Source organism: Dolomitihabitans soli (assembly GCF_022213955.1).
Lineage (GTDB): Bacteria > Actinomycetota > Actinomycetes > Streptosporangiales > Streptosporangiaceae > Streptosporangium_A > Streptosporangium_A soli.
Window position 1 is genome coordinate 75,386 of the sequence record NZ_JAKNTW010000015.1, and the last position, 25,554, is coordinate 100,939.

The 25,554-nt window shown below is 68.9% G+C and carries 25 protein-coding genes; 12 read left to right on the forward strand and 13 right to left on the reverse strand.

Annotated elements, in window-relative coordinates:
• Positions 1-64 precede the first annotated feature (64 nt).
• Positions 65-721 (reverse strand): HNH endonuclease family protein, encoded by a 657-nt coding sequence (locus tag MBA17_RS27670; RefSeq protein ID WP_238499525.1) that lies wholly within the window; start codon positions 719-721, stop codon positions 65-67.
• A gap of 308 nt (positions 722-1,029) precedes the next feature.
• Here MBA17_RS27670 and MBA17_RS27675 point away from each other — a divergent pair, with 308 nt between their 5' ends.
• Both MBA17_RS27675 and MBA17_RS27680 read left to right on the forward strand, forming a co-directional pair.
• On the forward strand, positions 1,030-1,227 hold the full coding sequence (locus MBA17_RS27675) for a DUF5708 family protein (RefSeq protein ID WP_238499526.1): 198 nt from the start codon (positions 1,030-1,032) through the stop codon (positions 1,225-1,227).
• Between the two features lie 253 nt (positions 1,228-1,480).
• Positions 1,481-2,032, forward strand: coding sequence for a dihydrofolate reductase family protein (locus tag MBA17_RS27680; protein WP_238499527.1), 552 nt, complete (start codon positions 1,481-1,483; stop codon positions 2,030-2,032).
• A 138-nt stretch (positions 2,033-2,170) separates the two neighbouring features.
• Here MBA17_RS27680 and MBA17_RS27685 read toward each other — a convergent pair whose 3' ends face one another.
• Positions 2,171-3,139 carry a GlxA family transcriptional regulator gene (locus MBA17_RS27685; protein WP_238499528.1) on the reverse strand — a complete coding sequence of 323 codons (969 nt, stop codon included), beginning with the start codon at positions 3,137-3,139 and terminating at the stop codon, positions 2,171-2,173.
• A 100-nt stretch (positions 3,140-3,239) separates the two neighbouring features.
• On the opposite strand from MBA17_RS27685, the gene MBA17_RS27690 reads away from it, so the two are divergent.
• Both MBA17_RS27690 and MBA17_RS27695 read left to right on the forward strand, forming a co-directional pair.
• Complete coding sequence (locus MBA17_RS27690) at positions 3,240-3,650, forward strand: hypothetical protein (protein ID WP_238499529.1); 411 nt, start codon at positions 3,240-3,242, stop codon at positions 3,648-3,650.
• A 392-nt stretch (positions 3,651-4,042) separates the two neighbouring features.
• A complete protein-coding gene (locus MBA17_RS27695; RefSeq protein WP_238499530.1) occupies positions 4,043-5,305 on the forward strand; it encodes an FAD-dependent oxidoreductase in 1,263 nt (420 codons plus the stop codon).
• Between the two features lie 175 nt (positions 5,306-5,480).
• Here the strand turns inward: MBA17_RS27695 and MBA17_RS27700 are convergent, their stop codons facing one another.
• From MBA17_RS27700 to MBA17_RS27725, 6 genes are read right to left on the reverse strand one after another with little or no spacing between them, the layout of a single operon-like run.
• On the reverse strand, positions 5,481-6,236 hold the full coding sequence (locus MBA17_RS27700; RefSeq protein ID WP_238499531.1) for an NAD(P)-dependent oxidoreductase: 756 nt from the start codon (positions 6,234-6,236) through the stop codon (positions 5,481-5,483).
• A gap of 25 nt (positions 6,237-6,261) precedes the next feature.
• Positions 6,262-7,014, reverse strand: coding sequence for an IclR family transcriptional regulator (locus tag MBA17_RS27705; RefSeq protein WP_238499532.1), 753 nt, complete (start codon positions 7,012-7,014; stop codon positions 6,262-6,264).
• A gap of 30 nt (positions 7,015-7,044) precedes the next feature.
• On the reverse strand, positions 7,045-7,644 hold the full coding sequence (locus MBA17_RS27710) for an RraA family protein (RefSeq protein WP_238499533.1): 600 nt from the start codon (positions 7,642-7,644) through the stop codon (positions 7,045-7,047).
• Positions 7,645-7,674: 30 nt separating this feature from the next.
• On the reverse strand, positions 7,675-8,664 hold the full coding sequence (locus MBA17_RS27715) for a tripartite tricarboxylate transporter substrate binding protein (RefSeq protein ID WP_238499534.1): 990 nt from the start codon (positions 8,662-8,664) through the stop codon (positions 7,675-7,677).
• Between the two features lie 20 nt (positions 8,665-8,684).
• Entirely contained in the window at positions 8,685-10,184 is a 1,500-nt protein-coding gene (locus MBA17_RS27720; RefSeq protein WP_238499535.1) for a tripartite tricarboxylate transporter permease, read from the reverse strand.
• Complete coding sequence (locus MBA17_RS27725; protein ID WP_238499536.1) at positions 10,184-10,717, reverse strand: tripartite tricarboxylate transporter TctB family protein; 534 nt, start codon at positions 10,715-10,717, stop codon at positions 10,184-10,186. Before MBA17_RS27725 ends, MBA17_RS27720 begins: the two co-directional genes overlap by 1 nt.
• A gap of 476 nt (positions 10,718-11,193) precedes the next feature.
• Here MBA17_RS27725 and dnaE point away from each other — a divergent pair, with 476 nt between their 5' ends.
• The gene (dnaE, locus tag MBA17_RS27730) at positions 11,194-14,751 is read left to right on the forward strand and encodes a DNA polymerase III subunit alpha (protein WP_238499537.1); all 3,558 of its coding nucleotides are present in this window, start codon (positions 11,194-11,196) and stop codon (positions 14,749-14,751) included.
• A gap of 454 nt (positions 14,752-15,205) precedes the next feature.
• Here dnaE and MBA17_RS27735 read toward each other — a convergent pair whose 3' ends face one another.
• The 5 genes from MBA17_RS27735 to MBA17_RS27755 are packed head-to-tail and all read right to left on the reverse strand — an operon-like array spanning position 15,206 to position 18,881.
• Entirely contained in the window at positions 15,206-16,363 is a 1,158-nt protein-coding gene (locus MBA17_RS27735; RefSeq protein ID WP_238499538.1) for a WD40 repeat domain-containing protein, read from the reverse strand.
• Entirely contained in the window at positions 16,350-16,727 is a 378-nt protein-coding gene (locus tag MBA17_RS27740) for a hypothetical protein (RefSeq protein ID WP_238499539.1), read from the reverse strand. The genes MBA17_RS27735 and MBA17_RS27740 overlap by 14 nt, the downstream gene beginning before the upstream one ends.
• Positions 16,728-16,765: 38 nt before the next feature.
• Positions 16,766-17,305: an AAA family ATPase gene (locus tag MBA17_RS27745; RefSeq protein ID WP_274386076.1), complete on the reverse strand. Its 540-nt coding sequence runs from the start codon at positions 17,303-17,305 to the stop codon at positions 16,766-16,768.
• A gap of 13 nt (positions 17,306-17,318) precedes the next feature.
• Positions 17,319-18,278, reverse strand: coding sequence for an FkbM family methyltransferase (locus tag MBA17_RS27750; RefSeq protein ID WP_238499541.1), 960 nt, complete (start codon positions 18,276-18,278; stop codon positions 17,319-17,321).
• Between the two features lie 54 nt (positions 18,279-18,332).
• Positions 18,333-18,881: a TetR/AcrR family transcriptional regulator gene (locus tag MBA17_RS27755; protein ID WP_238499542.1), complete on the reverse strand. Its 549-nt coding sequence runs from the start codon at positions 18,879-18,881 to the stop codon at positions 18,333-18,335.
• Positions 18,882-18,982: 101 nt separating this feature from the next.
• Between MBA17_RS27755 and MBA17_RS27760 the strand changes: the two genes are divergently transcribed.
• From MBA17_RS27760 to cbiQ, 7 genes are all read left to right on the forward strand, one after another.
• Positions 18,983-19,831: an NmrA/HSCARG family protein gene (locus MBA17_RS27760; protein ID WP_238499543.1), complete on the forward strand. Its 849-nt coding sequence runs from the start codon at positions 18,983-18,985 to the stop codon at positions 19,829-19,831.
• A gap of 43 nt (positions 19,832-19,874) precedes the next feature.
• Positions 19,875-20,630, forward strand: a complete 756-nt coding sequence (locus tag MBA17_RS27765) for a nucleotidyltransferase domain-containing protein (protein ID WP_238499544.1) — start codon at positions 19,875-19,877, stop codon at positions 20,628-20,630.
• Between the two features lie 431 nt (positions 20,631-21,061).
• Positions 21,062-21,397 (forward strand): hypothetical protein, encoded by a 336-nt coding sequence (locus MBA17_RS27770; RefSeq protein WP_238499545.1) that lies wholly within the window; start codon positions 21,062-21,064, stop codon positions 21,395-21,397.
• A 78-nt stretch (positions 21,398-21,475) separates the two neighbouring features.
• Positions 21,476-21,793, forward strand: a complete 318-nt coding sequence (locus tag MBA17_RS27775; RefSeq protein ID WP_238499546.1) for a TraR/DksA family transcriptional regulator — start codon at positions 21,476-21,478, stop codon at positions 21,791-21,793.
• A 104-nt stretch (positions 21,794-21,897) separates the two neighbouring features.
• Positions 21,898-23,688, forward strand: coding sequence for a glycosyltransferase family 2 protein (locus MBA17_RS27780; RefSeq protein ID WP_238499547.1), 1,791 nt, complete (start codon positions 21,898-21,900; stop codon positions 23,686-23,688).
• Between the two features lie 73 nt (positions 23,689-23,761).
• Positions 23,762-24,775 carry an energy-coupling factor ABC transporter permease gene (locus MBA17_RS27785; protein WP_238499548.1) on the forward strand — a complete coding sequence of 338 codons (1,014 nt, stop codon included), beginning with the start codon at positions 23,762-23,764 and terminating at the stop codon, positions 24,773-24,775.
• Complete coding sequence (cbiQ, locus tag MBA17_RS27790) at positions 24,775-25,548, forward strand: cobalt ECF transporter T component CbiQ (RefSeq protein WP_238499549.1); 774 nt, start codon at positions 24,775-24,777, stop codon at positions 25,546-25,548. The genes MBA17_RS27785 and cbiQ overlap by 1 nt, the downstream gene beginning before the upstream one ends.
• The last annotated feature ends 6 nt before the right edge of the window (positions 25,549-25,554 follow it).

A 25,554-nucleotide genomic window follows, 5' to 3' on the forward strand; every position in this document is an offset into this window, starting at 1 on the left:
CGCTCAACCCAGGCTCGCCGATCCGCATCTGGGCAGGCGGTGGTCCTGTCCGGTGGGTGAGTCGTCAGCCTCGGCAGGTGCGGAGCATGTTGTGGAGGGCCGCCTTCTCCCTTCGGGTCACGAGGAGCCGGTAGTGCCGCTTCACGGTGATCCATGAGGTCGCGTAGCGGCACCAGTGGCTGCGGCGCGGCGGACGCCAACTCTGCGGCCCTTGGCCGCCCTTGGCGATGTTGGCTGAGTGGCTGACCGTGATCAGCTCGGGGCGGGTGAGGTCGTTGGCGAAGGCCCGCCGCCGCGCCTGGCTCCACTTGCTGGCCCCGGAGCGCCAGGCGTACGCCAATGGCACGAGATGGTCGACATCGACGTGCCTTTCGCTTTTCAGCCACTTACCGTCGTACGGGCTGTACCAGCGGCCCTTGACCGGGTGACAGGCCGCGTTTCTGCGCACGCCTCGTCCGTCGCGGGCCAGGACCACCTCTCGTGCGTCGCACCGGCCTTTGTGGTGCGCCCATCGAGGTTGGAATCGCCGATGGCTGTAACCACGGATGGATAACGGTTTGGCGACCTTCAGCTGGCCCAGCGCGCGGACGGCCAGCGCCCCGGCACCGGCCTGTGGCCGTTTGCGCGGCTCGGCTGCCGCCTGCGGGGTGGCGGGGACAGCGGTGATCGGGATAGCGAGAAGAGTGAGTACGGAGACTCGGACCGTCCTCAAGAAGATCATGGTTCCACCTCTACCACCGACTCCCCATCGGTGGCGGCGATATTCCAGGCACGAAAAAGTTTCGAAGAACTGTCAGGTGCGGGTGATGGCGACCGCCGCCGGCGACCATCCGACTCGGGTGGCTCTTCCGCGGTGACTGCTTGAGAACCCGGTGCGCCGTTTGGGTTCGGATCATGAGGTGGGGAGCGGGGCGGTGTCAGCCGAAGGATGTAGCCGATCTCCTCAACCGGCAGGAGGCCGCGCGGACCGGGCCTGACTAGGGTTTTTTGAAGGTTCGGTGCGCCCGGCCCCCCGCGAAAGGATTGCTCATGGCCTCTGCCCGCAAGACGCTCCTCACTGGTTCGATCACCTTCGTGGCGGGGCTGGCGCTATGGCTGTTCGGACTCGATGAGGAGATCTTCATCTTCACGCCGTCCAAGATCGGCGTGGTCCTGATGGTCGTCGGCGGGTTGGAGACCTTGTATGGGGTCTACAAGAGCGTGCGCGCCAACGACGCGACGCGCTAGTCGGCTTCCCCCGAAGCGCGTCGTGGTGGTGGCTTGGTGCGGTGGAAAGCGGTCGCCCGCTCTGGGAGGCGTCCTTACGCTGAGGCGCATGAGTCGCCGGCGTCATCAGCAGAGGAGTGATCGTCGGCCATCTGGCGTCGAGCCGGCACTCCACTATCTGCGGCAGGGGAAGCGGTACGTGAGCCAGGATGGCCTTTGGTCCACCGGCGTCGCCCTTCCGCGAATTGTCAGAGGCTGAAGGTACGGTCCGGAGATGCCGAAATCGCGGAAACTCATCGAGTCCACGTTCATGACGCTGGACGGGGTCATCGACTCACCGGAGAAGTGGGGCGCGCCCTACTGGGACGAGGAGCATTCGAAGTACAGTGACGCTCTCTTCTCCTCTTCCGACGCCCTCTTGCTGGGGCGCGTGACCTATGCGGCGTTCGCCGAGGTCTGGCCCAAGATGGAGCAGGCCGGTGACCAGGACGCGGCCAGGATGAACGCCCTCCCCAAGTACGTCGCCTCCAGGACCCTGAAGCAGGCCACATGGAACGCCACGATCATCGAGGGCGACGTGGCCAAGGAGATCGCGCGACTGAAGGAACTCCCCGGCCGGAACATCCTGAAGTACGGCACCGGCGAACTCGACCGCACGCTCCTGGAGCACAAGCTGGTGGATGAGTACCACTTCTGGACGTTCCCCGTCGTCGCGGGAGGCGGCCAGCGCCTTTTCGACGGGTTCGACACGACCCATCTGAGGCTGGTGAGGTCGACGTCGTTCGCCTCCGGCATCGTGGTGCTCGTCTACGAGACGAAGCGATAGATCAGGGCTCCTGCCCGGATGGTGGCAGGGGCGCCTCTCGCGGGAGTCGCCTTCGTTCCGTGGTCCCTGACCTGGGGCTGCTGTCGGTCTGACCGTCGTTCGGTTCCCGTTGACGCACCGGGCGGGTGAGCTTCCGCGTCACCCACTGGCCGAGGTCTGCGTCAGCCGGTAGCGCGAGGGCGGGATCCCGTACCGATCCACGAACGCCTGCCGTAACGTCTCCGCCGTCCCGAATCCGCACCGGACCGCGATGGACGCCATCGGCAGCGACGTGGCGGCCAGCAGGTGGGCGGCGGCCTCGGTACGGGCCAGCCGGACGAAGCGCCCGGGCGTCTGGCCCAGGTGCTTGAGGAACAGGCGGGTGAGGTGCCGCTCGCTGACGCCTGCCGTGTCTGCCAGCACGAGCGTGGTCAGGTCGGCGGCGAGATGCCCCGTGATGTACTCGACGGTCCGCTTGACCAGGTCGTTGGCCGGCGAGGGAGCGCTGACGAACATGCTCATCTGCGCCTGGTTACCCGGCCGCTGGAGGTAGGTGACCAGGTTGCGGGCCACCGTCCTGGCGAGTTGGGCGCCGTTGTCCTCCTCGACGAAGGCCATCGTGAGGTCGAGGGCGGCGGTGACGCCGGCGGACGTGGCGACGTTCCCGTTGCGGATGAAGATCGGGCCCGGGTCGACGTCGACCTTGGGGAAGCGGGCGGCCAGGGTCGGCGCCAGTTGCCAGTGCGTGGTGGCGCGCAGCCCGTCGAGCAGGCCGGCGGCGGCGAGGACGTACGCCCCGGTGCAGACGGACGCGACCCGCCGGCTCTCCCGGGCCAGCCGGCGGACGTGGGCGACGATCAGCGGGTTGGCCGCGGCGTCCTCGTGGCCGATCCCGCCGGACACCACGAGCGTGTCGAGCGGTCCGGTGATCCGCTCCAGCGACTGCTGGGCCTGGACGGTCAGCCCGGTGCCGCAGGTGACGGGGTGCCCCCCGGCTGTCGCCACGCGCACCTCGTAGGGCGGTGCGGCGCCGTGCCAGTTGGCCTCCTCCAGCGTCGAGGTGACGCAGGCGATGTCGAGCAGCCCCGCCGCCTCGTACGCCACCACGACCACCCGCCGGACCTCCATGCCCCCGACTGTAGATCCGAAGGACGAGGAACCCAAGTTTCCGGACCTACCCGGCCGCCCGCCTTGGCGTGTGCCCGTGTTCCCGGCCAGAGTCGAGGGCATGACGACGACGACAGTTTCGAAGACCGGCCGCCGCTGGGGCAGGTTCGCCCTCCACTACGCCGAGATGATCATCGCGATGTTCGTCGGCATGTACGGGCTCGGCGCCCTCCTCGACGTCCTCGGCCTCGGTGTCTCCCACAGTGAGAACCCCGAGCTGGGGTATCTGGTCATGGCGTTCACCATGTCCGTCGGCATGGCCGTGTGGATGCGGATCCGCGGCCACGGCTGGGTTCCGACCCTGGAGATGTGCGCGGCGATGTTCGTCCCGATCGTGCCGCTCTTCCCCATGCTGTGGCTCGGCCTCATCGACGGCGGCATGCTGATGCTGCTCGCGCACGTGGCGATGTTCCCGCTCATGCTGGTGGCGATGCTGCGCCGCCTCGACGAGTACGCGGGCTGCGCCCACTGACCGCCTCGGCGGCGGGCAAGGACACACGGGAGAACACGGTGTACGGCGGAGCGCTAGTCGGTCGGCGATGTGATCGACTTCTGGGCTCCGCCATACCTGTTTCTCTGGCATTTGATGACAAATTTGTTTCTACACTCAACCCTTCCAGCTGCCTCATGTGGAGATAGCTGCTAAGGCGAATGTCAAGACCTTGAATCGGGTGAAATCGCCACCACGGCGTAGGGTAGGCGTACGGGTGGACAGTCGTCTCGATAGACGACATTTCGCGAAATAGTCACTGGGGACGGCCAACCGGGGCGGCCTGGCGATGCGAGCGAACGGGCGGAACCGCGCCGGTACGAGTCCCGTGCCGGTGGCGAGCGCATCAGACGTCTGAATTTTCGAATCACCGGATGACTGATCGAGGAATAGCGGCCTACGCCGGGCGGTCGTCCGCTCCCGAGTCGGAAATGCCATGGCTTCCACAGAGATGTGCGACGGCATCGGTATCTCCGTTTCTGGTCGAGCGGACCGAGTGCCCGATTCAAGAAAGACTTGACTGGAGGCCGAAAATGTCATCCGACCGCATGTCGAAAGACCTACTCCCGACGCCGGACTTCACCTTCGATCCCGACGTTCCGGGTGCGTGTATCGCGGGCGTAAGGCCCTACCGCATCGGCTCCTATCGGCTCGACGCCGAGATGGAGTCAGGCAAGTTCGTCGTCCACAACTACGGCCACGGCGGCGCCGGCATCACGCTGAGCTGGGGTTGTGCCGAAAAGGTGCGGGAAATCGTCAAGAACTACATCGCCGTGTCGAAGGACACGGAAGTCGCGGTGCTCGGCGCCGGCGTCATGGGGCTGACCGCCGCGACGCTGCTGCTCGACCTCGGCCTCAAGGTCACGATCTATTCGGACCGCAAGCCGGAGGAGACGACATCGTACAAGGCCGGTGGCCAGTGGGCCGTCTCCGTCGTCAAGTACGAAGGCAAGGAAGAGGAGCTCAAGGGCATCCTCAAGACCGCCTACACGACGTTCAAGAACAGCATCGGCAAGAACTTCGGCGTTTACGAGCGGCCCAACTACACCGCGACGCTCTCGCACAATCTCGAAGTGGTGATGCAACTCGTACCCGGCCTGATACCGGAACGCGTCCCGCTGCCGTGCCTGCCGTTCGAAGGACACACCCAGTCCGGATACATGTATCAGACGTTGCTGATCGAGCCGCCGACCTTCCTGGCCCGGCTGGAGAAGGATCTCAAGATGCGCAACGTCACATGCGTGCACAAGAGATTCATGAACAAGTCGGACGTGTTCACGTCGGTGACGCAGGCGATCATCGTCAACTGCACCGGACTCGGCGCGAAGAAGCTGTGGAACGACTCGCAGCTGCTCCCGATCAAGGGACAGCTCGCGATGCTGCCGCCGCAGCCGAAACTGCAGTATCTCTACGGCCAGAACGGCTACATGTTCCCGCGCTCCGATCATGTCGTCATCGGCGGCACCTTCGAGGAGGACGTCGACGACGAGATCGCCGACAAGGCCAAGTGCCAGGAACTGGTCGACTACATGGCCTCGCTGTTCGGCAAGGCGCCACGGAGGGCCATGCCGGACTTCCACATCCACCACCCGCGCCACGCCGCGAAGGTCAACCCGGTGCTGCCGGAAGTCGTCTGACGCGTCCCGACCGTGCCCCGCCGTACGGCGGGGCACACGGGAGCGCCCATCGTGGTCTTCACCGTGGCCGACCACCTCCTGCCGCGGCTGAGCGAGCAGCATGCCGACACGTTGTTCGGCGTGCCGGCCGCCGCGGTCTCCGTGATCTCAGGTCCGTGATCTCAGGTCCGCGATCTCAGGTCACGGTGGCGAGGCGGCGCAGGGTCTGCTCGGCGGCCCGGGTCATCTCCGCCGGCACGCCGAGACCGGACAGGTAGGCGCCGGTGTCCCGCATCTCCTGTGCTCGCCGTACGGCATGCGTCCGGGTGCCGGTCAGGAAACGGTCGATGACCGCTTGGCCGTCGCCGGACAACTGGCGGGCGATCTCCCCGCGGATCCACTCCTCATCGCCGGCCGCCTGCCCCGCGGCGACGGCCTCGCAGACCACCGAGGCCAGGCCCTTCATGAACACGCTGCGCAGCAGCTTGCGTGCCATGGCGGCGCCCGGCGCGGCGGCGAGGACCTCGACCGGTGTCCCCAGCGGCCGCATGAGCCCGGCCAGCGCGTCCGCTCCAGGCCCGCTGACCATGAGCGGCACGGTGGCGCCGTGCAGCGGGACCGGGCCGAGGATCGCCACGTCGGCGAAGTTCTCGATCCGCCGGCCCAGCCGTTCCATGACCTCCGGGGCGGAGGAGGTGAAGTCGGCGTAGGCCGATCCCGGCCGCAGCCGGTCGCGGCACGCCTCGGCCACGTCCGCCGCCGCCGACGCGCCGGTCAGGACCAGAACGAGCTCGGCGTCGCCGACGGTGTCCCGGAGAGTCGCCGTCCGGGTGACCCCGGCGGGGGTGTCGCCCGGACGGGGGTCGTAGCCGAGCACCTCGTGCCCGGCCGCGGCGAGCGCGGCCGCGTAGACACTGCCCGCTTCGCCCAAGCCGATGACGGCACAACGCATGATTCATCAATTCCTTTGATCATTTTCAGACATGCCCGAGGGCGGCGGCGGCGCGGAGCAGTTCGGGCACCCAGGCGAGCATCTCGCTCTCGGAGTGCCGTTCGGCCGGTCCGGAGACGCTCACCGACGCCGTGGACTCACCGCCGGGCCTGGGTACCGGGGCGCTGATGCCGGATGAGCCGATGACCCGCTCGTTGACCGAGAAGTGGTAACCACGATCTCGGATCAGGGCCAGCTCGGCCCGCAGGTCCTGTTCGGTCACGGGTGTGCCGGCCACGGTGCCGAGGTCGCCGATGGTGGACAGGAGGGTGTGCAGCTCCTCCTCCGGCATGGTGGCGGCCAGCACCTTGCCCGCCCCGAGGTGCAGGGGCAGCCGCCGGCCGATGGGGAGCTGGTAGCGCAGCGGGTCGCTGCCGTCGACGCGGGCGATGACGATGCGCTCCAGACCCGACCTGATGTGCAGCGTCGTGGTCAGGCCGGTGGTGGCGGCGAGTTCCTGCAGTACGGGGGCCGCGGCACGGCTGACGCGGTCGCTGACCAGGTAGCCGTGCGCGGCGGCGAGAGTGGCCGGTCCGAGGTGGTAACTCTGCTGTTGCGCGGTGACGAATCCGCGCCGTTGCAGCACGCCGAGCAGGCGCAGGGTCGTGGCCGGGGACAGCGCCGCCTGACGGGCGATCTCCGACAGCCGCAACGGCTTGTCACTGCGTTCGAGCACTTCGAGGACGTCGAACGCGCGCTCGACCGAGCGCATGGACGACTGCGGTTGCCCTGCGGTCATCGGGGAAACCCTTCTCGGAACGGGCGTGTGTCATGCGGATTCAAGGATCGCAGCCCGTTTGCCGGTCTCGCGGGCCAGAACGGCCTCCGCCGCCTCGGCGATGCTCGCGGCCTCCGCCAGCGGGATGACGACCACGCCGTCGGCGTCGCCCACCAGGATGTCACCGGGCGCCACCGCCACACCTCCCACCGCGATCGTGCGCCCCAGATGCCCGGGGCCGTTCTTGTACGGCCCGGCGGGGGTCACCGCCCTGGCGAAGACGGGGATGCCGATCTCGCCGAGGCCCTCGGCGTCCCTGACGGCGCCGTCGATGACGAACCCGGCCAGTCCGCGGTTCTTGGCGCGCTGGCCGATGAGATCGCCGATCAACGCCCGGGATTCGTCACCGCCGCCGTTCACCACGATCACGTCACCCGGCTCGGCCGCATCCAGCGCCTTGTGCACGAACTGGTTGTCGCCCGACCTGGTCCACACGGTGAAGGCGCGGCCGACCAGGCGTGCGCCGGGCCAGACGGGGCCGATCCGGGAATCCAGCACACCGAGCCGGTCCATCGCGTCGCCGATGTTGGCGGCGGGAAGCCGGGCGAAACGAGCCAGCAGGTTCGCCTCGGCCCGCGGGAAGTCAGTCATTCGTCATGCCTTTCACTGGATGGGTACGGGTCAGCCCTCGTTGCGGACGAGCGGGAGGGCGTTCTTGAACGTGCTCTCCTGCTCCTGCCAGTACGTCGTGTACTGCGGGCCGGACTTGTAGACGGTGGCGAGGCCCAGATTCTTGAGCTTGGCGACGACGGCCGGGTCCTCGATCGCCTTGCCCAGCGCGCTCTCGATCTTCTTCTGCACGTCGGCGGGCAGGCCGGCCGGCGCCGAGTAGCCACGCGCGGTCGCCGCCTCGATCTGGTAGCCCTGCTCGGCGAAGGTGGGCGCGTCGGGCAGGAACGGGCTGCGCTCGCCGGACATCACGCCGAGCACCTTGATCTTCCCCTGGGTGACCAGGTCCCGCACGTCGCTGACGTTGCCCACGTAGGCGTTGACGTGCTTGCCGAGAAAGGCCGCGATCGCCTGGGAGGCGCCTTCGGAGAAGTGCACGGGCGCGAACTGGGCGCCCGTTCTCTGCTGGATGTCGGCGAGCGCGAAGTGCTCGCCGGTCTGCACACCGGTGGTGGGGACCGTGACGCTCTTGGGCTTCTTCTTGACCGCCTCGATCAGGTCCTTCAGGGTCGTGTACGGGCTGCCGGGGGCGACCCCGATGAGCATCGGGTCGAGAACCTGCATGCCGAGCGGCAGGAAACTCGCCCTGGTGTAGGTGGCCCCGCGGCTGGGATCGAGCGGGGAGACGACCACGGAGGGGGAGCCGGTGGCTCCGATGGTGTAGCCGTCGGGCTTGGCGTTGGTGAGCGCGGTGTAGCCGATCTGGCCGCCGGCGCCGGGCTTGTTGAGGACTTCGACGTTGGTGCCGAGTTCCTTCTCCAGGACCGGTGCGATCACTCGGGCGGCGGCGTCGACCGCCGCGCCGGGCGCGAAACCGACGATCAGGGTGATGGGCTTGCCCTTGCGCGGCCAGGCGCCGGCCGTACCGCCGGTCTGCTGGGGTGCGCAGGCGGTCAGGGCGGTCGCGAACGCCAGGGTGACTGCGGTGATCTTGGTTTTCATGGTGACTCCCTCCTCGGGGGTCAGGCTTCGGGGTCGTCGGTGAGGGCCGCGGGCTTGCGGAGTCGCAGCAGTGGGCTGGCGGCGATCACCAGCGCGATGACCAGCAGGACGACGCTGATCGGGCGGGTGAGGAAGACGGTGAAGTCGCCCTGGGACAACTCCAGCGACTCGCGCAGGGAACGTTCCATGAGGGGGCCGAGCACGAGGGTCAGCACCAGCGGCGCGAGCGGGATGTCGAGCCGGCGCAGCAGCAGGCCGAGGAGCCCGAACCCGATCATCACGAAGACATCGAAGACGGTGAAGTTGATCGTGTAGGTCCCCACGACCATGAACATCAGGATGAGCGCGGTGAGGACGGGGTACGGGATGCGCAGAATGGCGGTCCACACGCGGACCAGCGGCACGTTCAGGATCAGCAGGATGACGTTGCCGACGAAGAGGCTGGCGATGATGGCCCAGGCGACGTCCGCGTGCTCGGTGAACAGGGTCGGGCCGGGGGTGAGGCCCTGCTGGAGGAAGGCGCCCATCAGTACGGCGATCGTCGGAGAGGCGGGAATGCCGAGGGTGAACAACGGCACCAGGGCGCCGTTGGCGTGCGCGTTGTTGGCGGTCTCCGGACCGGCCACGCCCTCGACGGCGCCCGAGCCGAGTTCGGCGCGGTGCCTGCTGAACTTTCGCTCCGCGCCGTAGGCGAGCAGCGAGGAGACCGAGCCGGTCATGCCGGGGATGAGCCCGAGGACGAAGCCGATGCCGGTGCCGCGTGCGATCGCGGGAGCGCTCCGGCGCAGGTCGGTGCGGGTGGGCAGGAGCGCCCGCAGACCCGGCGTCATGGCGCGGCTCGTTCCCGTCGTCGCCTTGGCGAGGACCTCCGACAGGCCGAACAGGCCGATGATGACCGCTACGAAGCTGATTCCGTCCAGCAGCCGTTCACTGCCGAAGGTGAACCTGGGGGCGCCCGCCACCGGGTCGATGCCGACCATGGCGATCAGCAGTCCCAGCACTCCGGAGATCAGGGCCCTGGTCATGGACCGGCCGGCGAGAGCCACCAGCAGGCAGATGCCGACGACCATGAGGGCGAAGAACTCGGGCGGGCCGATCCGCAGGCCGAGGTCGCCGAGGGGACGGGCGGCGACGACGAGGCCGATGGTGGCCACCGTGCCGCCGACGAACGAGCCGAGGGCCGCGATGGTGAGCGCGGCTCCCGCCCGGCCCTGCTTGGTCATCGCGTAGCCGTCGATGGTGGTGATCGCGGAGGCGGCCTCGCCCGGGGTGTTGAGCAGGACGCTGGTGATGGTCCCGCCGTACTGCGTGCCGTAGAAGATGGCGGCCAGCATGATGATGGCGCTGGTCGGCTCCAGGTTGAGCGTCAGGGGGATCAGGAGGGCGACGCCGGCGACGGGCCCGATTCCCGGCAGCACCCCGATCAGCGTGCCGAGCAGGCAGCCGATGAAGGCGTAGAGCAGGTTCTGCGGTGTGAGCGCGGTCGCGAGGCCGGACAGCAGTTCGGACAGGACGTCCATTACAGGCCCAGCCCGGCCAGGAACGGGATCGCCGAGGCCGGCAACTGGACGAGCAGGCCCTGTTCGAATCCGTGGAAGACGCCTGCGCTCCCGGCCACGGACAGGACCAGCGAGAGCGCCCAGCCCCGCTCCGCCCGCCACTTGAGGTGGAACATCAGGAACAGGAACATGCTCACCTGGTAGCCGAGAAGGTCGAGCAGGCCGGCCAGGACCAGGAGGCTGACCAGTACGACGGCGGCATGTCTCAGGTCCGGCCGCTCGGCGGCCGCCGTCTCCCGGCCGGCGCGGCTCTGCGCGAACCAGGCCACGCTGAGCACGCCCAGTGCCACCGCCAGTGCGAACGGGAAGAAGCCGGGGCCGGGCCCGAACGAGGTCCACAGGCCCAGACTCAGCGCCTCCACGGTGATGTAGACCGCGAGTGCGACAAGAGCCGCCTGGGTCGCCGTTCTCAGCCGCGCCGGGGTTGCGTGCGTCTGGGGTTCCTGCTGGTCGGGGACGTGGGTCTGATTGGCGTACGCCTGATCACGGCTCATGGGGGTGTGCCCGTCTTCGCAGTTCAACTTTTCACACAATGAAAAGCATTTCCATTTAGTGGCAAGCCTGCCGATAAGAGAACGAGAGTGTCAAGACATTGCGCGGATGTTTCCGGCAGATGTCCACGCGGGCCCGGTGCGGTGAACCGGGCCGCGTAAGGACTGCGACGTCGGCGGTGTGTCATCGCTGATTCCGGTGGTCGCCCCTGGTCCGTCCAGTACTTTCGGGACGATGCGGCGGTGTCCGCTTCAGGGTGTCGCATGGGGTTTTGCACCAGGCGATTGACCTGCGAGAATGCCTCTCCATGCAGGCGTTGGGCAGGGTACGGCCGGTCGGTGTGGGGTGGTGGCGGCGCGCCCTCCTGTGGCCGGTGCCAGGTGATGAGACGGGCGGGACAGGGGGGTGAGATGAGGCTCCGGAAGGCGTAGGCTCTGGGCCGGGAACCGACTGCCGGGGTGCAAGAAAAGGGGAACAGGTGACCGAATCATTCGTGCATCTGCATGTTCATACCGAGTATTCGATGCTCGATGGTGCAGCGAAGGTCAAACCCCTGTTCAACGAGGCCGCCCGGCTGGGCATGCCCGCGATCGCGATGTCGGACCACGGCAACATGTTCGGCGCCTATGAGTTCTTCCAGACGTCCAAGGACAGCGACGTCAAGCCCATCGCCGGCATCGAAGCCTACGTCGCGCCGGAGTCTCGTCACTTCAAGAAGCCGGTGTTCTGGGGCAAGCGCGCCGAGACCGGCGTGGCCGACGGAGAGGGCGGCAAGGACGTCTCCGGCGGTGGCCGGTTCACCCACATGACCATGTGGGCCAAGGACGCGACGGGGCTGCGCAACCTGTTCCGGCTGTCGTCGCTGGCGTCGTTCGAGGGTTACTACTCCAAGCCGCGGATGGACCAGGAGCTGATCTCCGAGCACTCGGCGGGGATCATCGCCACCACCGGCTGCCCCTCCGGCGCGGTGCAGACCAGGCTCCGGCTCGGTCAGTACGACGAGGCGATCAAGGTCGCCGGTGATTATCAGGACATGTTCGGCAAGGAGAACTACTTCCTTGAGTTGATGGATCACGGGATCGACATCGAGCGGGAGGTTCGGGCCGATCTGTTGCGGCTGGCCAAGCAGTTGGACATCCCGCTGCTGGCCACGAACGACTCGCACTACGTCACCGAGGACCAGGCCGACGCCCACGACAGCCTGCTGTGCGTCGGCGTCGGCAAGAACAAGGACGATCCGAACCGGTTCCGGTTCAACGGGTCGGGCTACTACCTGAAGACCGCCGGCGAGATGCGGAAGTTGTTCGCGGATCTTCCTGAGGCCTGCGACAACACGCTGCTGATCGCCGAGATGGTGGGCGACTACAGCGACGTGTTCGCCTACGTCGACCGGATGCCGCAGTTCCCCGGTGTGCCGGAGGGGGAGACCCAGGAGTCCTGGCTGCGGCAGGAGGCCATGCGCGGTCTGGAGAAGCGCTACGGGTCCCCGCTTCCCGAAGAGGTGCTGGAGCGGTTCGAGACCGAGATGAAGGTCATCGGCCCGATGGGTTTCTCCAGCTACTTCCTGGTCGTCGCCGACATCTGCCGGCACGCCCGCGACAACGACATCGCCGTGGGGCCGGGCCGTGGCAGCGCCACCGGGTCGATCGTCGCCTACGCGACCCGGATCACCGAGCTCGACCCGCTGGAGCACGGCCTGCTGTTCGAGCGGTTCCTCAACCCCGAGCGCATCAGCCCGCCTGACGTCGACCTCGACTTCGACGACCGTCATCGCGACCAGATGGTCCGCTACGTCACCGAAACGTACGGCAGCGAGGCGACCGCCCAGGTCAACACCTTCGGCACGATCAAGGCGAAGGCCGCCGTCAAGGACGCGAGCCGTATCCTGGGCTACCCGTTCGCGATGGGCGACAAGATCACCAAGGCGATGCCGCCCGACGTCATGGGCAAGGGCGTGCCGCTGGCGAAGATGTTCGACGAGGGCCACCCGCGCTACGCAGAAGGCGCCGAACTCCGCGCCCTGTACGAGAACGACGCCGACGTGCGCAAGGTGATCGACACCGGACGCGGCATCGAGGGCCTGATCCGGGGGACCGGCGTGCACGCCGCCGCGGTCGTCCTGTCGTCGGCGCCCCTGCTGGACCTGATCCCCATGCACAAGCGGGACAAGGACGGCGTGATCATCACCGGCTTCGACTACCCCAGTTGCGAAGCCATGGGTTTGATCAAGATGGACTTCCTGGGCCTGCGCAACCTGGGCATCATCGCCCAAGCCATCAAAATCATCGAGCAGAACCGGGGCGTCAAGCTCGACACGCTCACCATCCCCCTCGACGACACGGCCACCTACCAGCTGCTGGCCCGCGGTGACACCCTGGGCGTGTTCCAGCTCGACGGCGGGCCGATGCGCAACCTGCTGAAGCTGATGGTCCCGACCCGGTTCGAGGACATCGCCGCCGTCCTCGCGCTCTACCGGCCCGGCCCGATGGCCGCCAACGCGCACATCAACTACGCCCACCGTAAGAACGGCCGCCAGGACATCGAGCCGATCCACCCGGAGCTGAAGGAGGCGCTCGACCCGATCCTGGGTCCCACGTTCCACCTGCTGGTCTACCAAGAGCAGATCATGGCCGTGGCCCGGGAGCTGGCCGGCTACACCCTGGGCGGCGCCGACATCCTGCGGCGCGCCATGGGCAAGAAGAAGAAGGAGGTCCTGGACCAGGAGTTCGAGAACTTCCAGGCCGGCATGCGCGGCAACGGCTACTCCGACGAGGCGCTCCAGGCTCTCTGGGACGTCATGCTGCCGTTCTCCGGCTACGCCTTCAACAAGTCGCACACCGCCGGCTACGGACTGGTCGCCTACTGGACCGCCTACCTGAAGGCCAACTACCCGGCCGAGTATGTGGCGGCGCTGCTCACCTCCGTCGGCGACGACAAGGACAAGGCGGCCGTCTACCTCGCCGAGTGTCGCAAGATGGGCATCCAGGTCCTGCCGCCGGACGTCAACGACTCCGCGCTCGACTTCGTCGCGGTCGGCGAGGACAAGGTCCGGTTCGGCCTCGGCGCGGTCCGCAACGTGGGTGAGAACGTCGTCGACGGCATCGTGAAGGGCCGCCAGGACAAGGGCCGTTATGCCGACTTCAACGACTTCCTGGGCAAGGTGCCGCTGTCGGCCTGCAACAAGCGCGTCATCGAATCACTGATCAAGGCGGGCGCCTACGACTCGCTCGGCCACCAGCGCAAGAGCCTGCTCCTGGTCCACGAGCAGGCCGTCGACTCGGTCATCGACATCAAGAAGAACGAGGCCCACGGCCAGGACTCGCTGTTCGGCGGCCCCGGCGACGGCCAGGCGGACGACGAGGCGTTCTCCATCGCCATCCCGGAAGGCGAATGGGACAGGAAGACGCTGCTCGACTTCGAGCGGGAGATGCTCGGCCTCTACGTCTCCGACCATCCCCTGGCGGGCACGGAACGTCTCCTGGCGCGCAACCGCGACACCACGATCGCCGACCTGCTCGACAGCGGCCGTGAGGACCGCGGCGACGTACGGGTCTGCGGCCTCATCACCAAGGTGGAGAAGCGGGTGAACAAGGCCGGGAACGTCTGGGCGATCGTCACGGTCGAGGACATGGACGCCGCCGTGGAGTGCCTGTTCTTCCCCCGCAGCTACGAGCTGTACGCGCCGGAACTGCGGGAGGACGCCGTGGTGTCGGTGTCCGGTCAGATCAACAACCGCGACGGGGCGATCGGAATCTTCGCCCAGGACCTGACGCCGATCGACGTGTCCAACGTCACCAGCGGCTCCGGCCATCCCATCACCATCACCCTGCGCGAGGAGCGCGTGACCGCCCCCTTGGTCGAGGAACTGCGCAACATCCTCAAGATGCACCCGGGTAAGGTGCCGGTCCACGTCAACGTGCGACGGCCCAGCGGAAAGACGATGGTCATCGCGTTGCCCGACTACTCCGTGGCCGCGGAACCGTCGTTCGCCGGAGACATCAAGGCGTTGGCCGGGCCGGAAGCCATCTCGCTGTGAGCGAGACGGCGGGCCCGATCGAGATCGCCTCGACTCCGGACCCGCCGTGGTGCCCGCGCTGTGACGGCGGACGGCGGATTGTGACACGGTCGGCGCGCCGGCAGGGCGGGCCCGAAGGGAAACGTGTCCGATCCGGGCCCGCCGGCCACGCACCAGCGGAAGGCGCGAGGCCCCAAACCTATCGAAGTCTCCAGATGGGTCAAGGAGTCGAAGTACGCGCCCATCGCCTCTCAGCCGGCCGACATGAATCGATGCCGACGGGGTGAAAGCGCCGTCCAGGGTCCCGCCGAAGTCACAGGGCCCGACGGTCCCCAGCTCATAGTCCAGCTCGTACGGCGGCGGCCCCGACTCGATCAGGGCGAGGGTACGGCCGGCGTGCGCGACCTTTCCGGGTGGGGTGTGGGCGCCACTTTCACCCGGCGTGCTGACAGTGCGCGCACGCGCCGCTGACGGACTACGGAAAGCTCCACAGGCGGACGGTGCCCGCCGTGTCGCCGGCCGCCAGGGTCCGGCCGTCGGGGCTGAAGGCGACACTGGTGACGGGGCTGCTGCCGGGGCCCAGCACGGCGTGCCGTCTGGGGGTGGCCCGGTGGTTGAGGTGCCACAGGCGGACGCTGCCGTTCCTGATGCCCGCCGCGAGGGTGCGGCCGTCGGGGCTGAAGGTGACGCCGGTGATCGCGCCGCCGAGGGGTGGGCCGAGGGGGCGGCGGGTGGCGACGTCCCAGAGGCGTACGGTGCCGTCGGTGGTGCTGGTCGCCAGGGTGCGGCCGTCGGGGCTGAAGGTGACGCCGGTGATCGCGCCGCCGAGGGGCGGGCCGAGGGGGCGGCGGGTGGCGACGTCCCAGAGGCGTACGGTGCCGTCGGTGGTGCTGGTCGCCAGGATCCGGCCGTCCGGGCTGAAGGTGACCCCCGTGACCGGGCTGCGGACCGGGGTCGGCTCGGTGAGCGGGGCCGGTTTCAGGGTGGCGCGGCGTTTCGGGCTGGAGCGCTCGTCGAGGTCCCAGATTCGCACGGTTCCGTCCATGTTCCCGGTCGCCAGGGTGCGGTCCTGCGGGCTGAACGCGAGACGGGTGATGGAGCCGGGGAGGGGCCGGCCGATCGGCCGGCCGGTGGTCACGTCCCAGAGCCGCGCGGTGTGGTCGCTGCCGCCGGTCGCCACCAGGATGCGCCCGTCGGGGCTGAACGCGATGCTGGTCACCGAGCCGGTGAGGCCGGTGAGCGGTCGGCCGGTCGGGCGGCCGGTGGCGGCGTCCCAGAGCCAGACGGTGCCGTCGGAGGCGCCGGCGGCGAAGGTGGAGCCGGCGGCGGAGGTCTCGGCGGGGTCGAACGCGAGGACGAGCGCGGAGCCCACATTGATGCTGCGGGCGAGGGAGATCGTCTGACTGTTCCAGGTGAGCACGCTGATCACTGCCGCGGTGGTCACGGCCAGCGTCGCGGTCAGCGGCGGGAGCCAGCGGCGATGCGCGCGCGGTTGGCTCGCTCTCCGTTGGGTCGGCTCGCCCGCCAGGGCCTCGATCAGCCGGGGGGCGGTGTCCCATGCCTCCGGCCGTGGGCGTGGCTCGGCCGCCAGGGCCTGGATGATGCGTCCCAGGCGGCTGTCACTTCGAAGCATCACTTGCCCTTGAGTCGACCATGGAGAGGGGAGCGTGCACGGATGGGGGCAGCACGTCGGCCGGCTCGGTGACCGGGATCGTCTGGAAGATCTTGGCGACGATCAACGGGGCGGCCACGCCCGCCAGAAAAGCGGAGAACGGGGTGGGAAGCTGCCCGGAGGCTCCGAGAGCGGAGGCCAGCCCGCAGCCGACGAACAGCCGCAGCGCGACCGCCACCAGCATCATCGGAAGATCCGCCTGATTGCTCCAGGGCCACCGCCAGCGCCGCCGGGGGGCGACCGGGCGCATGCACGCCGAAAGATTGAGGGCTTCGGCGACCGCACCTCCGAGTAGCCCCCACAGCGCAGCCTCCCAGCCGGTCATGTGACCGAATGTAGTCGAATGCGAACGGTTGGTCGCGTCTATGGAAGGGTGTCGCGTGTCAGGCGTTTCACGGCCGCCGCCCGGTCGGGAAGCGTGCCGGGGGCGATGGGAACGCACTCGAAGCCGTAGGAGCGGTAGGTTTCCTCATGGATTCGCTCGAATTCCAGTGATTCTTCGAAGGAGATTCGCCGGGCTTCGGTGGGGGTCACGAATCCAAGATTTTTGATGAACAATACCTGTTTCTGGTACGTGCCCTCCGTCACGATTCGCATTATTTCGTGGTCAAGTGCTTTTGGGATGGGATGTTTGAGAAAGGTAGCCAGGGCGTGGGTGCAGATCGGGGAACGGTCGTAGAACTGCCGGTCGCCGGGGGTGCGGAGCTGCCTGGCCCGCTGCAGATCGGTGATCGTTTCGATGAAGGCGGGGTCGGTCCACGGTTCGGGAGTGCCGGTGGCCTGCTCCCGTGCGATGACATCCGTCGCCGCCTCCTCGACGACGATCTCGCCGTCACGCTCCAAATGGCGAATTATCGCCGTTTTCCCGGAGCCGGGAGCGCCAGTCAGGATATATCGCTGCATTTCACTTTCCAGTTCAGGAGGAAGGGCGCCACCTGCCGACGGCGTCCAGATGGTCCTGCCGGTTGATCGCCACGAGGTTGGAGAGGTAGAGGCCGACGGCGTCGGGAGCGTCGAGGTCGGCTCGGGTGCACGGACGCAGGACGTTGTTCAGCTCGTCGACCAGGAAGACCCACCGGTAGTGGGCGAAGACGAGGTCGAGCAGCTCGGAGGCGGGGGAGCCGCAGTTCGCCTGGAGCTCGGGGTGGAGCTCGAACAGCAGCGTGGGACCCGACTTCAGGGTCTCGGCCGCACCGCGCAGCACGAACCCCTCGTAACCCTCGACGTCGATTTTGATGATATCGGGCGTCCGGCCGTCGAGGTAGTCGTCGATCGAGGTCATCGGCACGGTGACCGTACTCGCGGGTGTCCCGACGTTGGCCGCGGCGGCGGAGTGCTTTCCCGACTGCTCGCCCGACAGGTGCAACGTCAGCTCGCCCGGTGACTCGCCCACGGCCTGCGGCTCCACGGTGACCCGGCCGGCCTGGCCGTTGCGCTCCACGTTGCGCCGCAGGTAGCCGAGGTTCTCCGGCACCGGCTCGAAGGCGATCAGCGTGCCGTCCGCGGGCAGGTGCGCGGCTCCGGTGCAGGCGTAGACGCCGATGTTCGCGCCGACGTCGACGATCGACGTGCTGACGGAGGCCAGCCGTTCGTAGACCCCGACCTCGAACTCCTCGTAGTAACCCGCCGAGACGGAAGGCATGATCGTCGCGTCCCACGCCGGGCCGGCCAGCAGCACGCCACGATAACGCGCCTCGACGTCCTGGCCCCCGCTGGCGACGCCGACCCGGAACACCGTGTGGTAGATCCGGTTGACCAGGGGAAACCGCCGGATGCTCCGGCCGCGGAGCAGCCTTCTGAAGGCCGGGCTCCGGTTCGCGGCCCTGGCCGCTCTCATCATCCTGACGGCGAGACCTCGTCGTATCGATGCAGGCATGACATGCAGTCTGACCGAAAACTCACCTTCTCAAGCCACCGAAGCGAACATTTCCTAGGTCAGGCCGGTCGTCACCAGGGAGAGCAGGCGATCGGCCACGCCGGGCCCGTCGGGCGACTGCTCGCTCACCCAGGCGATCCCGGCGGTCAGCGAGAGCAGTTCGACCGTGGTGAGGTCGGCGCGGACGGCCCCCGCCTCCTGCGCACGGGCCAGCAGGCGTCCACCGGCCGCACGCATGGCCTCGCAGGAGACGTGCAACTCCGACTCCTCGTCGTGCAGCGCCGCCATGACGGACTCCGGCAGGCCCCGGTAGGTCGTGGAGCGTCTCGCCAGTTCGCGCATCCAGACCTGCAGCGCCTCGCCGGGTGAGGCGGAGGTGAGCAGCTCCTCCGCCGTGCCGCGCAGCCGGTCGAACCCGTCGCGGAGCAGTGCCTCGAGCAGCGCCTCCCGGGTCGGGAAGTGCCGGTAGAGCGTGCCGATCCCGACGCCCGCGCGCCGGGCGACGTCACGCAGGGACGCCTCGATCCCCTGCTCGGCGAAGGCTTCCCGCGCGGTGGCCAGCAGCAGGTCGCGGTTACGGCGGGCGTCGGCGCGTGGTGGCACGAGGCGTCCTCTCGCGGATTGGTCGCGGCTTGACAAGTGGAGCAGTGCTCCGATTAATATCGGAGCGATGCTCCGTATAGAAGCTTAGCCGGGAGGCAGCAATGATCATTCTTGTCACGGGGGCGACCGGTCAGCAGGGGGGCGCGACGGCGCGGCACCTGCTCGCCGACGGATGGCACGTTCGGGCGCTGGTCCGCGACCCCCGCAGCGCGGCCGCACAGGCACTCGTCCAGGCCGGAGCCGAGCTCGTCGTCGGAGACATGGGGGACAGGATGTCCCTGGACGCCGCCATGGCGGGCGCCCACGGCGTCTTCACCGTCCAGCCCGCCAACACCGCGCCGGATTTCGACGACAACGAGGTGGCGCACGGCGTCGCCGTCGCCGAAGCGGCGCTGGCGGCCGGCGTCCGGCACCTCGTCTACACCTCGGTCGGCGGCGCCGACCGGGCCACCGGCATCGCCCACTGGGAGACCAAGTGGACGATCGAGCGGCACATCCGGGCCATCGGCCTGCCGGCCACGATCCTGCGCCCTGTCATGTTCATGGAGAACCACCTCATGCCCGAGTACGGCCTGCTGGGCGATTCCGCACTGGTCAAGGTGATCCCGCCGGGCAGCAGGTTCCAGGTCATCGCCGTGGACGACATCGGCGCGTTCGCCGCGCTGGCCTTCGGCGACCCGTCCTACTACCTCGGCAAGGCCATCGAGATCGCCGGGGACGAGATCACCAGGGAACGGCTCATCGAGGCGGCCCGCCGTACGGCAGGGGGCTTCGACCTGGGCGCGCTGGAGGGCGGGACGCCGGAGGAGGGCGCCGCGGGCGGGTCGTTCGGCGGCTGGCGGGCAGACATACCCGCCTTGCGGAAGCTTTACCCCGGTCTGATGAACTTTGACACGTGGATGGAGAGGGAGGGCAGAGCCGGATTCGAGGCCATGTTTCGGCTCAAATAGATATCGTCGCCCTCCTGGCTGAACGCAGGCAAGGAGACCAACCGTGCGTGATCAAGAGTTCCTTCAGCATGTGGCCGGCCGTCTCGCCGGACTCCCCGGGGTGCTCGCGGTAAGCCTCGGCGGCTCCCGGGCCCAGGGCACCCACCGGCTCGACAGCGACTGGGACCTGGCCGTCTACTACCGCGACACGTTCGACCCCGAGTCGTTGCGCGCGGTGGGCTGGGAGGGCGAGGTGTCCGAGCTCGGCGGCTGGAGCCCCGGCGTCTTCAACGGCGGCGCCTGGCTGCGGATCGACGGCCGCAACGTGGACGTGCACTACCGGGACCTCGGCGTCGTCGAGCACCAGATCGACGAGGCCGAGCAGGGACGCTTCCAGGTCGAGCCGCTGATGTTCCACCTCGCCGGGATCCCGACCTACCTCGTGGTCGCCGAACTCGCCGTCAACCAGGTCATCCACGGCTTCCTGCCGCGTCCCGCCTACCCGCCGGCGCTGCGCCGGAGCGCGCCGGGGCGCTGGTGGGACAGCGCCCGTCTCACCCTGGGCTACGCCGCCGCCAACAACGCCCGCCGCGGCCGGCACACCGAGGTCGCCGGAGCCCTCGCGGTGGCCGCCTCCCAGGCCGCGCACGCCGTACTGGCCAAACGGGGGGAATGGGTCACCAACGAGAAGACGCTGCTGGAACGGGCGGGGCTGCGCGCGGTCGACGACATCCTCGGCACGCTCGACAACACCTCCGCGACCCTGGAGAAGGGCCTCAACGACGCCACCGCCCTCTTCGAACGAGCAACCGGGCATTGAGAGCTAGAAGTACGGCAGTGCCCAGTCGGCGCCACCCGCCGTAGGTGGCTCGGGTCCGCGGGTTCACGCTACTCCAGCGGCTTCAGTCGCTCGCCGTGACGACCACTTGTTGGCCGTGTTCTCCGGTGGGTGCCGGTTCGGTGTGGGTTCATGCCGCTTCTGTGTGGTTCGTCCGTTGGGTGGTTCGCGGGCGTACGGTGATCATCCGTTGTGGGGGCTCGGGTCTGCGGGGCACGCAGTGGTGCCGGTTCTTCGGTTCGGGGGTGCTCGGCCGGGGCGCGGGCGGTGTGACCGGGGCGGGGGCGGGGAACGTGGTGGTTCGTGCCGTGTCTAGAGCGTCGTAACCTGCGCGGTTTTGTCCGGGGGGTGGCGGCGAGGTGGCCGAGATATGTGTGTGACCTTTCCGGAGGGCTCGTCTATGGTGGCGGGCAATGAGGGGGACGGGACGGCCTGGGGGTGGCGTCACCGCGCGGCTCGGCGTGGTGGGGCTGGTGCTGGCTGCCCTGATCTCGGTTGCGGGGGTGTGGGCGACGGGGTCCGCCTCGGAGGCGGATCTGCGGGTCTCCCAGCCGGCCGGGGTGCAGCAGCTGCTCTCGGGAGTGCCGGAGCAGCTGAGCGCGCACGGACAGGTGCGGCTTTCGCTGCTCGCCGGGTGGGTGGCCGTCGTCTCGGTGCTCGTGCTGACCCTCCGGGCCGGCGGAGACGGGGCGGTGCCGCCGAGGATCAGGCCCAGACGCGCCCTCGCCTCCCGTGGTCCTCCTTCGTAACCAGCTCTGAGATCCCCGCCCCAGCGCTGTACCGCCCTGGGGCCATTCGGTCATGGTCGGAAGGAAGTGGACCGCTTGATGAGCAACGTTCAGATTGAGGCCATCCGGGAGCAGCTTGAGGAGCAGCTCGGCTGGCGGACCAGGCAACTGGACGAGCTGAACGAAGCCCTCGACGAGCACGCGGCGGAGGACGGCGACGTCAGGCTGACCCTGATCGCCGACATCGCCTCCGCGGAACGGCACCGGACGTCGGTCCAGGCCGCGCTGCGGCGCATCGACGAGGGCGGCTACGGCAGGTGCGGCGACTGCGCCGCGGAGATCCCGTTCGAACGGTTGAAGATCCGCCCGCTGGCCGGCTTCTGCATGAAGTGCCAGCAACGCCACGAGGTGCGCTGACGCTCGGCGGGCGGGGTCCGCCCCGCCCGCCTTCGCCACTCTCCGCAATGTGATTCGCCGGATCGACCACACGTGGGCCCCGCATAGTCACATACTGAAACATGATGGATACGGAGAGTGAGATTGAGATTGACGTCAGCGTGCTCGTCCCGGTGCACAACGCCCGGCCGTACCTTGATCGTTGTCTGACTTCCCTGCTCGTCCAGCGCGTGGTCAAGGAGATCATCGTGGTGGACGACGCGTCGACCGACGGGAGCGGCGACCTTCTCGACCTCTACGCGGCCCATCATCGCAACGAGGTGAGAGTGCTGCGGCACCCGCGCAAACTAGGCGCGGGGCGTGCGCGCAACTTCGCGCTCGCCGAGGCCGGCGGACGATACGTGTTCTTCTGCGAGGCGGCTGACCACCTCGGCAAGGAGGCGCTGGAGCGGATGGTCGCGATGGCCGACCGCAACCGGTCGGACATCGTGCTCGGCAAGATCGTGGGCCCCGGCGCGCCGGTGTTCCAGGAGAACGCCGACCGCGTCCCCCTCTGCGACAGCGCCGTCTACAACAGCCTGAGCTGCTTCAAGCTGTTCCGCAGGGAGACGCTGGAGCGGCACCACGTCCGCTTCGACGAGTCGCTGCAGGTGGGCGAGGACGTCGTGTTCACCACCCATGCCTACTGCCACGCGGACGTGATCTCCGTCCTGGCCGACTACGACTGCTACCACCGCGATGGCGGCGGCACGCCGGAGGCCCGTGACCCGATCCGCTGGCTGCGCATGATCAGGCGTCCGATCGAGTTGATGGCGGGCCACGTGCGCCCCGGGCCGCTGCGTGACCACCTGCTCCGCCGCCACTTCAGGCTGGACGCGCTGGCCCAGCTGGGCGCGCCGTTCCTGGCCGCCGACGAGACGCGGCGCAGAGAGATCGCCGACGAGGTGGCGGAGCTCTGCGAGCGCTGGCTGACGGACGGGGTCCGCGACCGGCTCGACGAGGTGGACCGCCGCCGGCTCGCCTCGCTCGCCGACATCGACCGGCTGGTACGGCTGGCCCGGATCGAGGCGGCCTCGGTACGGCGGAGCCTCACGGAGGTGTGCTGGGAGGGGGATCGGCTGGTGGTGAGCGGCAGGGTGGCCCTGGACAGCCTGCCGGCCGCGGGTCACGACTACGACGTCTCGCTGGTCCTGCGTCCCCGGCGGATGGAGGAGGGGCTGCGGGAGCAGGTGTTCCCCGTGGTCAGGGATGGCGAGGCGTTCGTGGCCGCCCTCGATGTGGCCGCGCTGCCCTCGGGCGCCTGGGATCTCCTCGTCGCGGTGGAGTACGAGGGGGTGACCCGGCTGGCCAGGCTGGGCACGGAGCGCGACCAGCGGATCGCCCGCCCGGCGCTGCGGGTGCTGGGCGACCGCGTCGTCCTGCCGTACTTCACCCGGTCGCTGGGGAATCTCAGTCTTGACGTCGGCGGGCACGTGGTGACGGTGCCGTGCGGGGTGCGGCTGACGCGGGCGAGCTGGGGGCGTGGTCACCGGCTGCTGATCGACGGGCGGGTCACGATGGAGGGCGACGCGCTGGGCGCGGGGGCGGTGCGGCGGCTGGTGTGGCGGGAGCGGGGGTCGGGGCGGGAGCGGGGGCAGCCGGTCACGGTGCTGCCCGGCGGGCTGTTCGCGGCACGGCAGCGGTGGGGGAGGTTCGGGCCGGGCACCTGGGACGCCTATCTGGAGCTGGAGCTCGGCGGGCCGCCCGTGCGGTTCAGGATCGAGACGGGGGCGCAGAGCCCGGCGCCGCCGCGCACCTGGTGGCGCGGCCCCGCGAGACGGACCGTCCGGCCGTACGCCACGGCGGGCAAGGGGCGGCTGAGCGCGGTGGTGAGGATCATGACGCCCCGCGCGGTGCTGCGCCGGATGCTCCACTAATTGCCACTCTATTGCAACTACAAGCCCATCCTCTAATGTGGAGATGATATATCCCCACTTCGGGAGGCTTGTGGTGCACGTACCCGACGGGTTCTTCAACGTCGCCGTGTCCGTCTCGGCCGGTGCCGTGGCGGCGGCCGGCGTCGCGGTCTGCCTGCGCGGGGCGCGGCGCGAACTCGACGACCGGACGGCGCCGATGGGCGGCCTGGTCGCCGCGTTCATCTTCGCCGTCCAGATGCTCAACTTCCCGGTGGCGGCGGGCACGAGCGGTCACCTGCTCGGTGGTGCGCTCGCCGCGGTCCTCGTCGGCCCCTACACGGCCGTTCTATGCATGGCGGTGGTCCTCCTCGTCCAGGGCTTCTTCTTCGCGGACGGCGGGCTCACCGCACTGGGCGTCAACATCACCCTGATGGGCATCGTCACCGTCGTGGTCGGCTGGGGCGTGTTCCTGCTGATCAGCAGGGCCCTCGGGCGCAGCAGGGCCGGGATCGTCGCGGGCGCGTTCATCGCGGCGCTGGTCTCGGTGCCGGCCTCCGCGCTGGCGTTCACCCTGCTGTTCTGGATCGGTGGCACCGCCCCCATCGAGGTGGGCACGGTCGCCGCGGCGATGGGCGGCGTGCACGTCCTCATCGGCATCGGCGAGGCCCTGATCACGGGCGTCACGGTGAGCACGGTGCTGGCCGTACGGCCTGACCTGGTGTACGGCGCGCGCGGCCTGGCGGCTCCCCTGGTGCTTCGAGGCGCGGACGGCGAGATGACGCCGGTCGGGACGGCGGAGCCCGCCCCGGTGAAGCGGCCCGGCGGGTTCGTGCTCGGCGGCATCGCGGTGGCGGCCCTGCTCGCGGGGATCGTCAGCTTCTTCGCCTCGGCCTCCCCCGACGGGCTCGAACGGGTCGCGGAGGACAAGGGCTTCCTCTCGGCCGCCACCGACCACGCGCTGGGCGAGCTGCCGCTGGCCGACTACGGCGAGGCCGGTGGCATCCCGGTCGGGATCGCGGGCCTGGTCGGCGTCGGAGTCACCCTCGGTGTGGGCGGCGGCCTGTTCCTCGCCGTGCGGCGTGGCGGACGGGCGCGGGCGGACGCCTGATGGGCGCGGGCCACCACCACCAGATCTACCGGCGGGACGACACGTTCGTCCATCGCCTGCCGCCGCACTGCAAGCTGCTCGCGGTGGTGGCCTTCGCCGTGGTCGTGGTGGCCACGCCGCGCGAGCTGTTCGCGGTCTTCGGGGTGTACGCGCTGCTGCTCGCGGTGGTGGCCGCCGCCGCGCGGGTGCCGCCGGGGTTCGTGCTGCGGCGGATGGTGATCGAGGTGCCGTTCGTGGTGTTCGCGGTGGCGTTGCCGTTCATCGGGCTCGGCGAGCGGGTCTCGGTGGCCGGGATGTCGCTGAGCGTCGCAGGGCTGTGGGCGGCGTGGAACATCCTGGCGAAGGCGACCCTCGGCGTGGTCGCCAGCATGTTGCTCGCGGCGACGACCGAACCGCGCATGATCCTGCTCGGCGCGCAGCGGCTCAGGCTGCCGTCGCTGCTGGTGCAGATCGCCATGTTCATGCTGAGATACCTTGATGTGATTCTGGGTGAGATGCGCCGGATGCGGGTCGCGCGGGAGTCACGTGGGTTCGCGGCCAGGGACGTCCGGCACATCCCGGTGATCGCGAGGTCGGCCGGGGCGTTGTTCATCCGGTCCTACGAGCGTGGGGAGCGGGTGCATCTCGCGATGCTGAGCCGGGGGTACACCGGGTCGATGCCGGTGATCCAGGATGTCCGCGCGTCCGCCCGGCAGTGGGCGACGGTGGCGCTGCTGCCCGCCGTGGCGCTCGCCGTACTGGGTGCGGCGGTCCTGGGGACGGGAGCGTTGTGAGGCGCG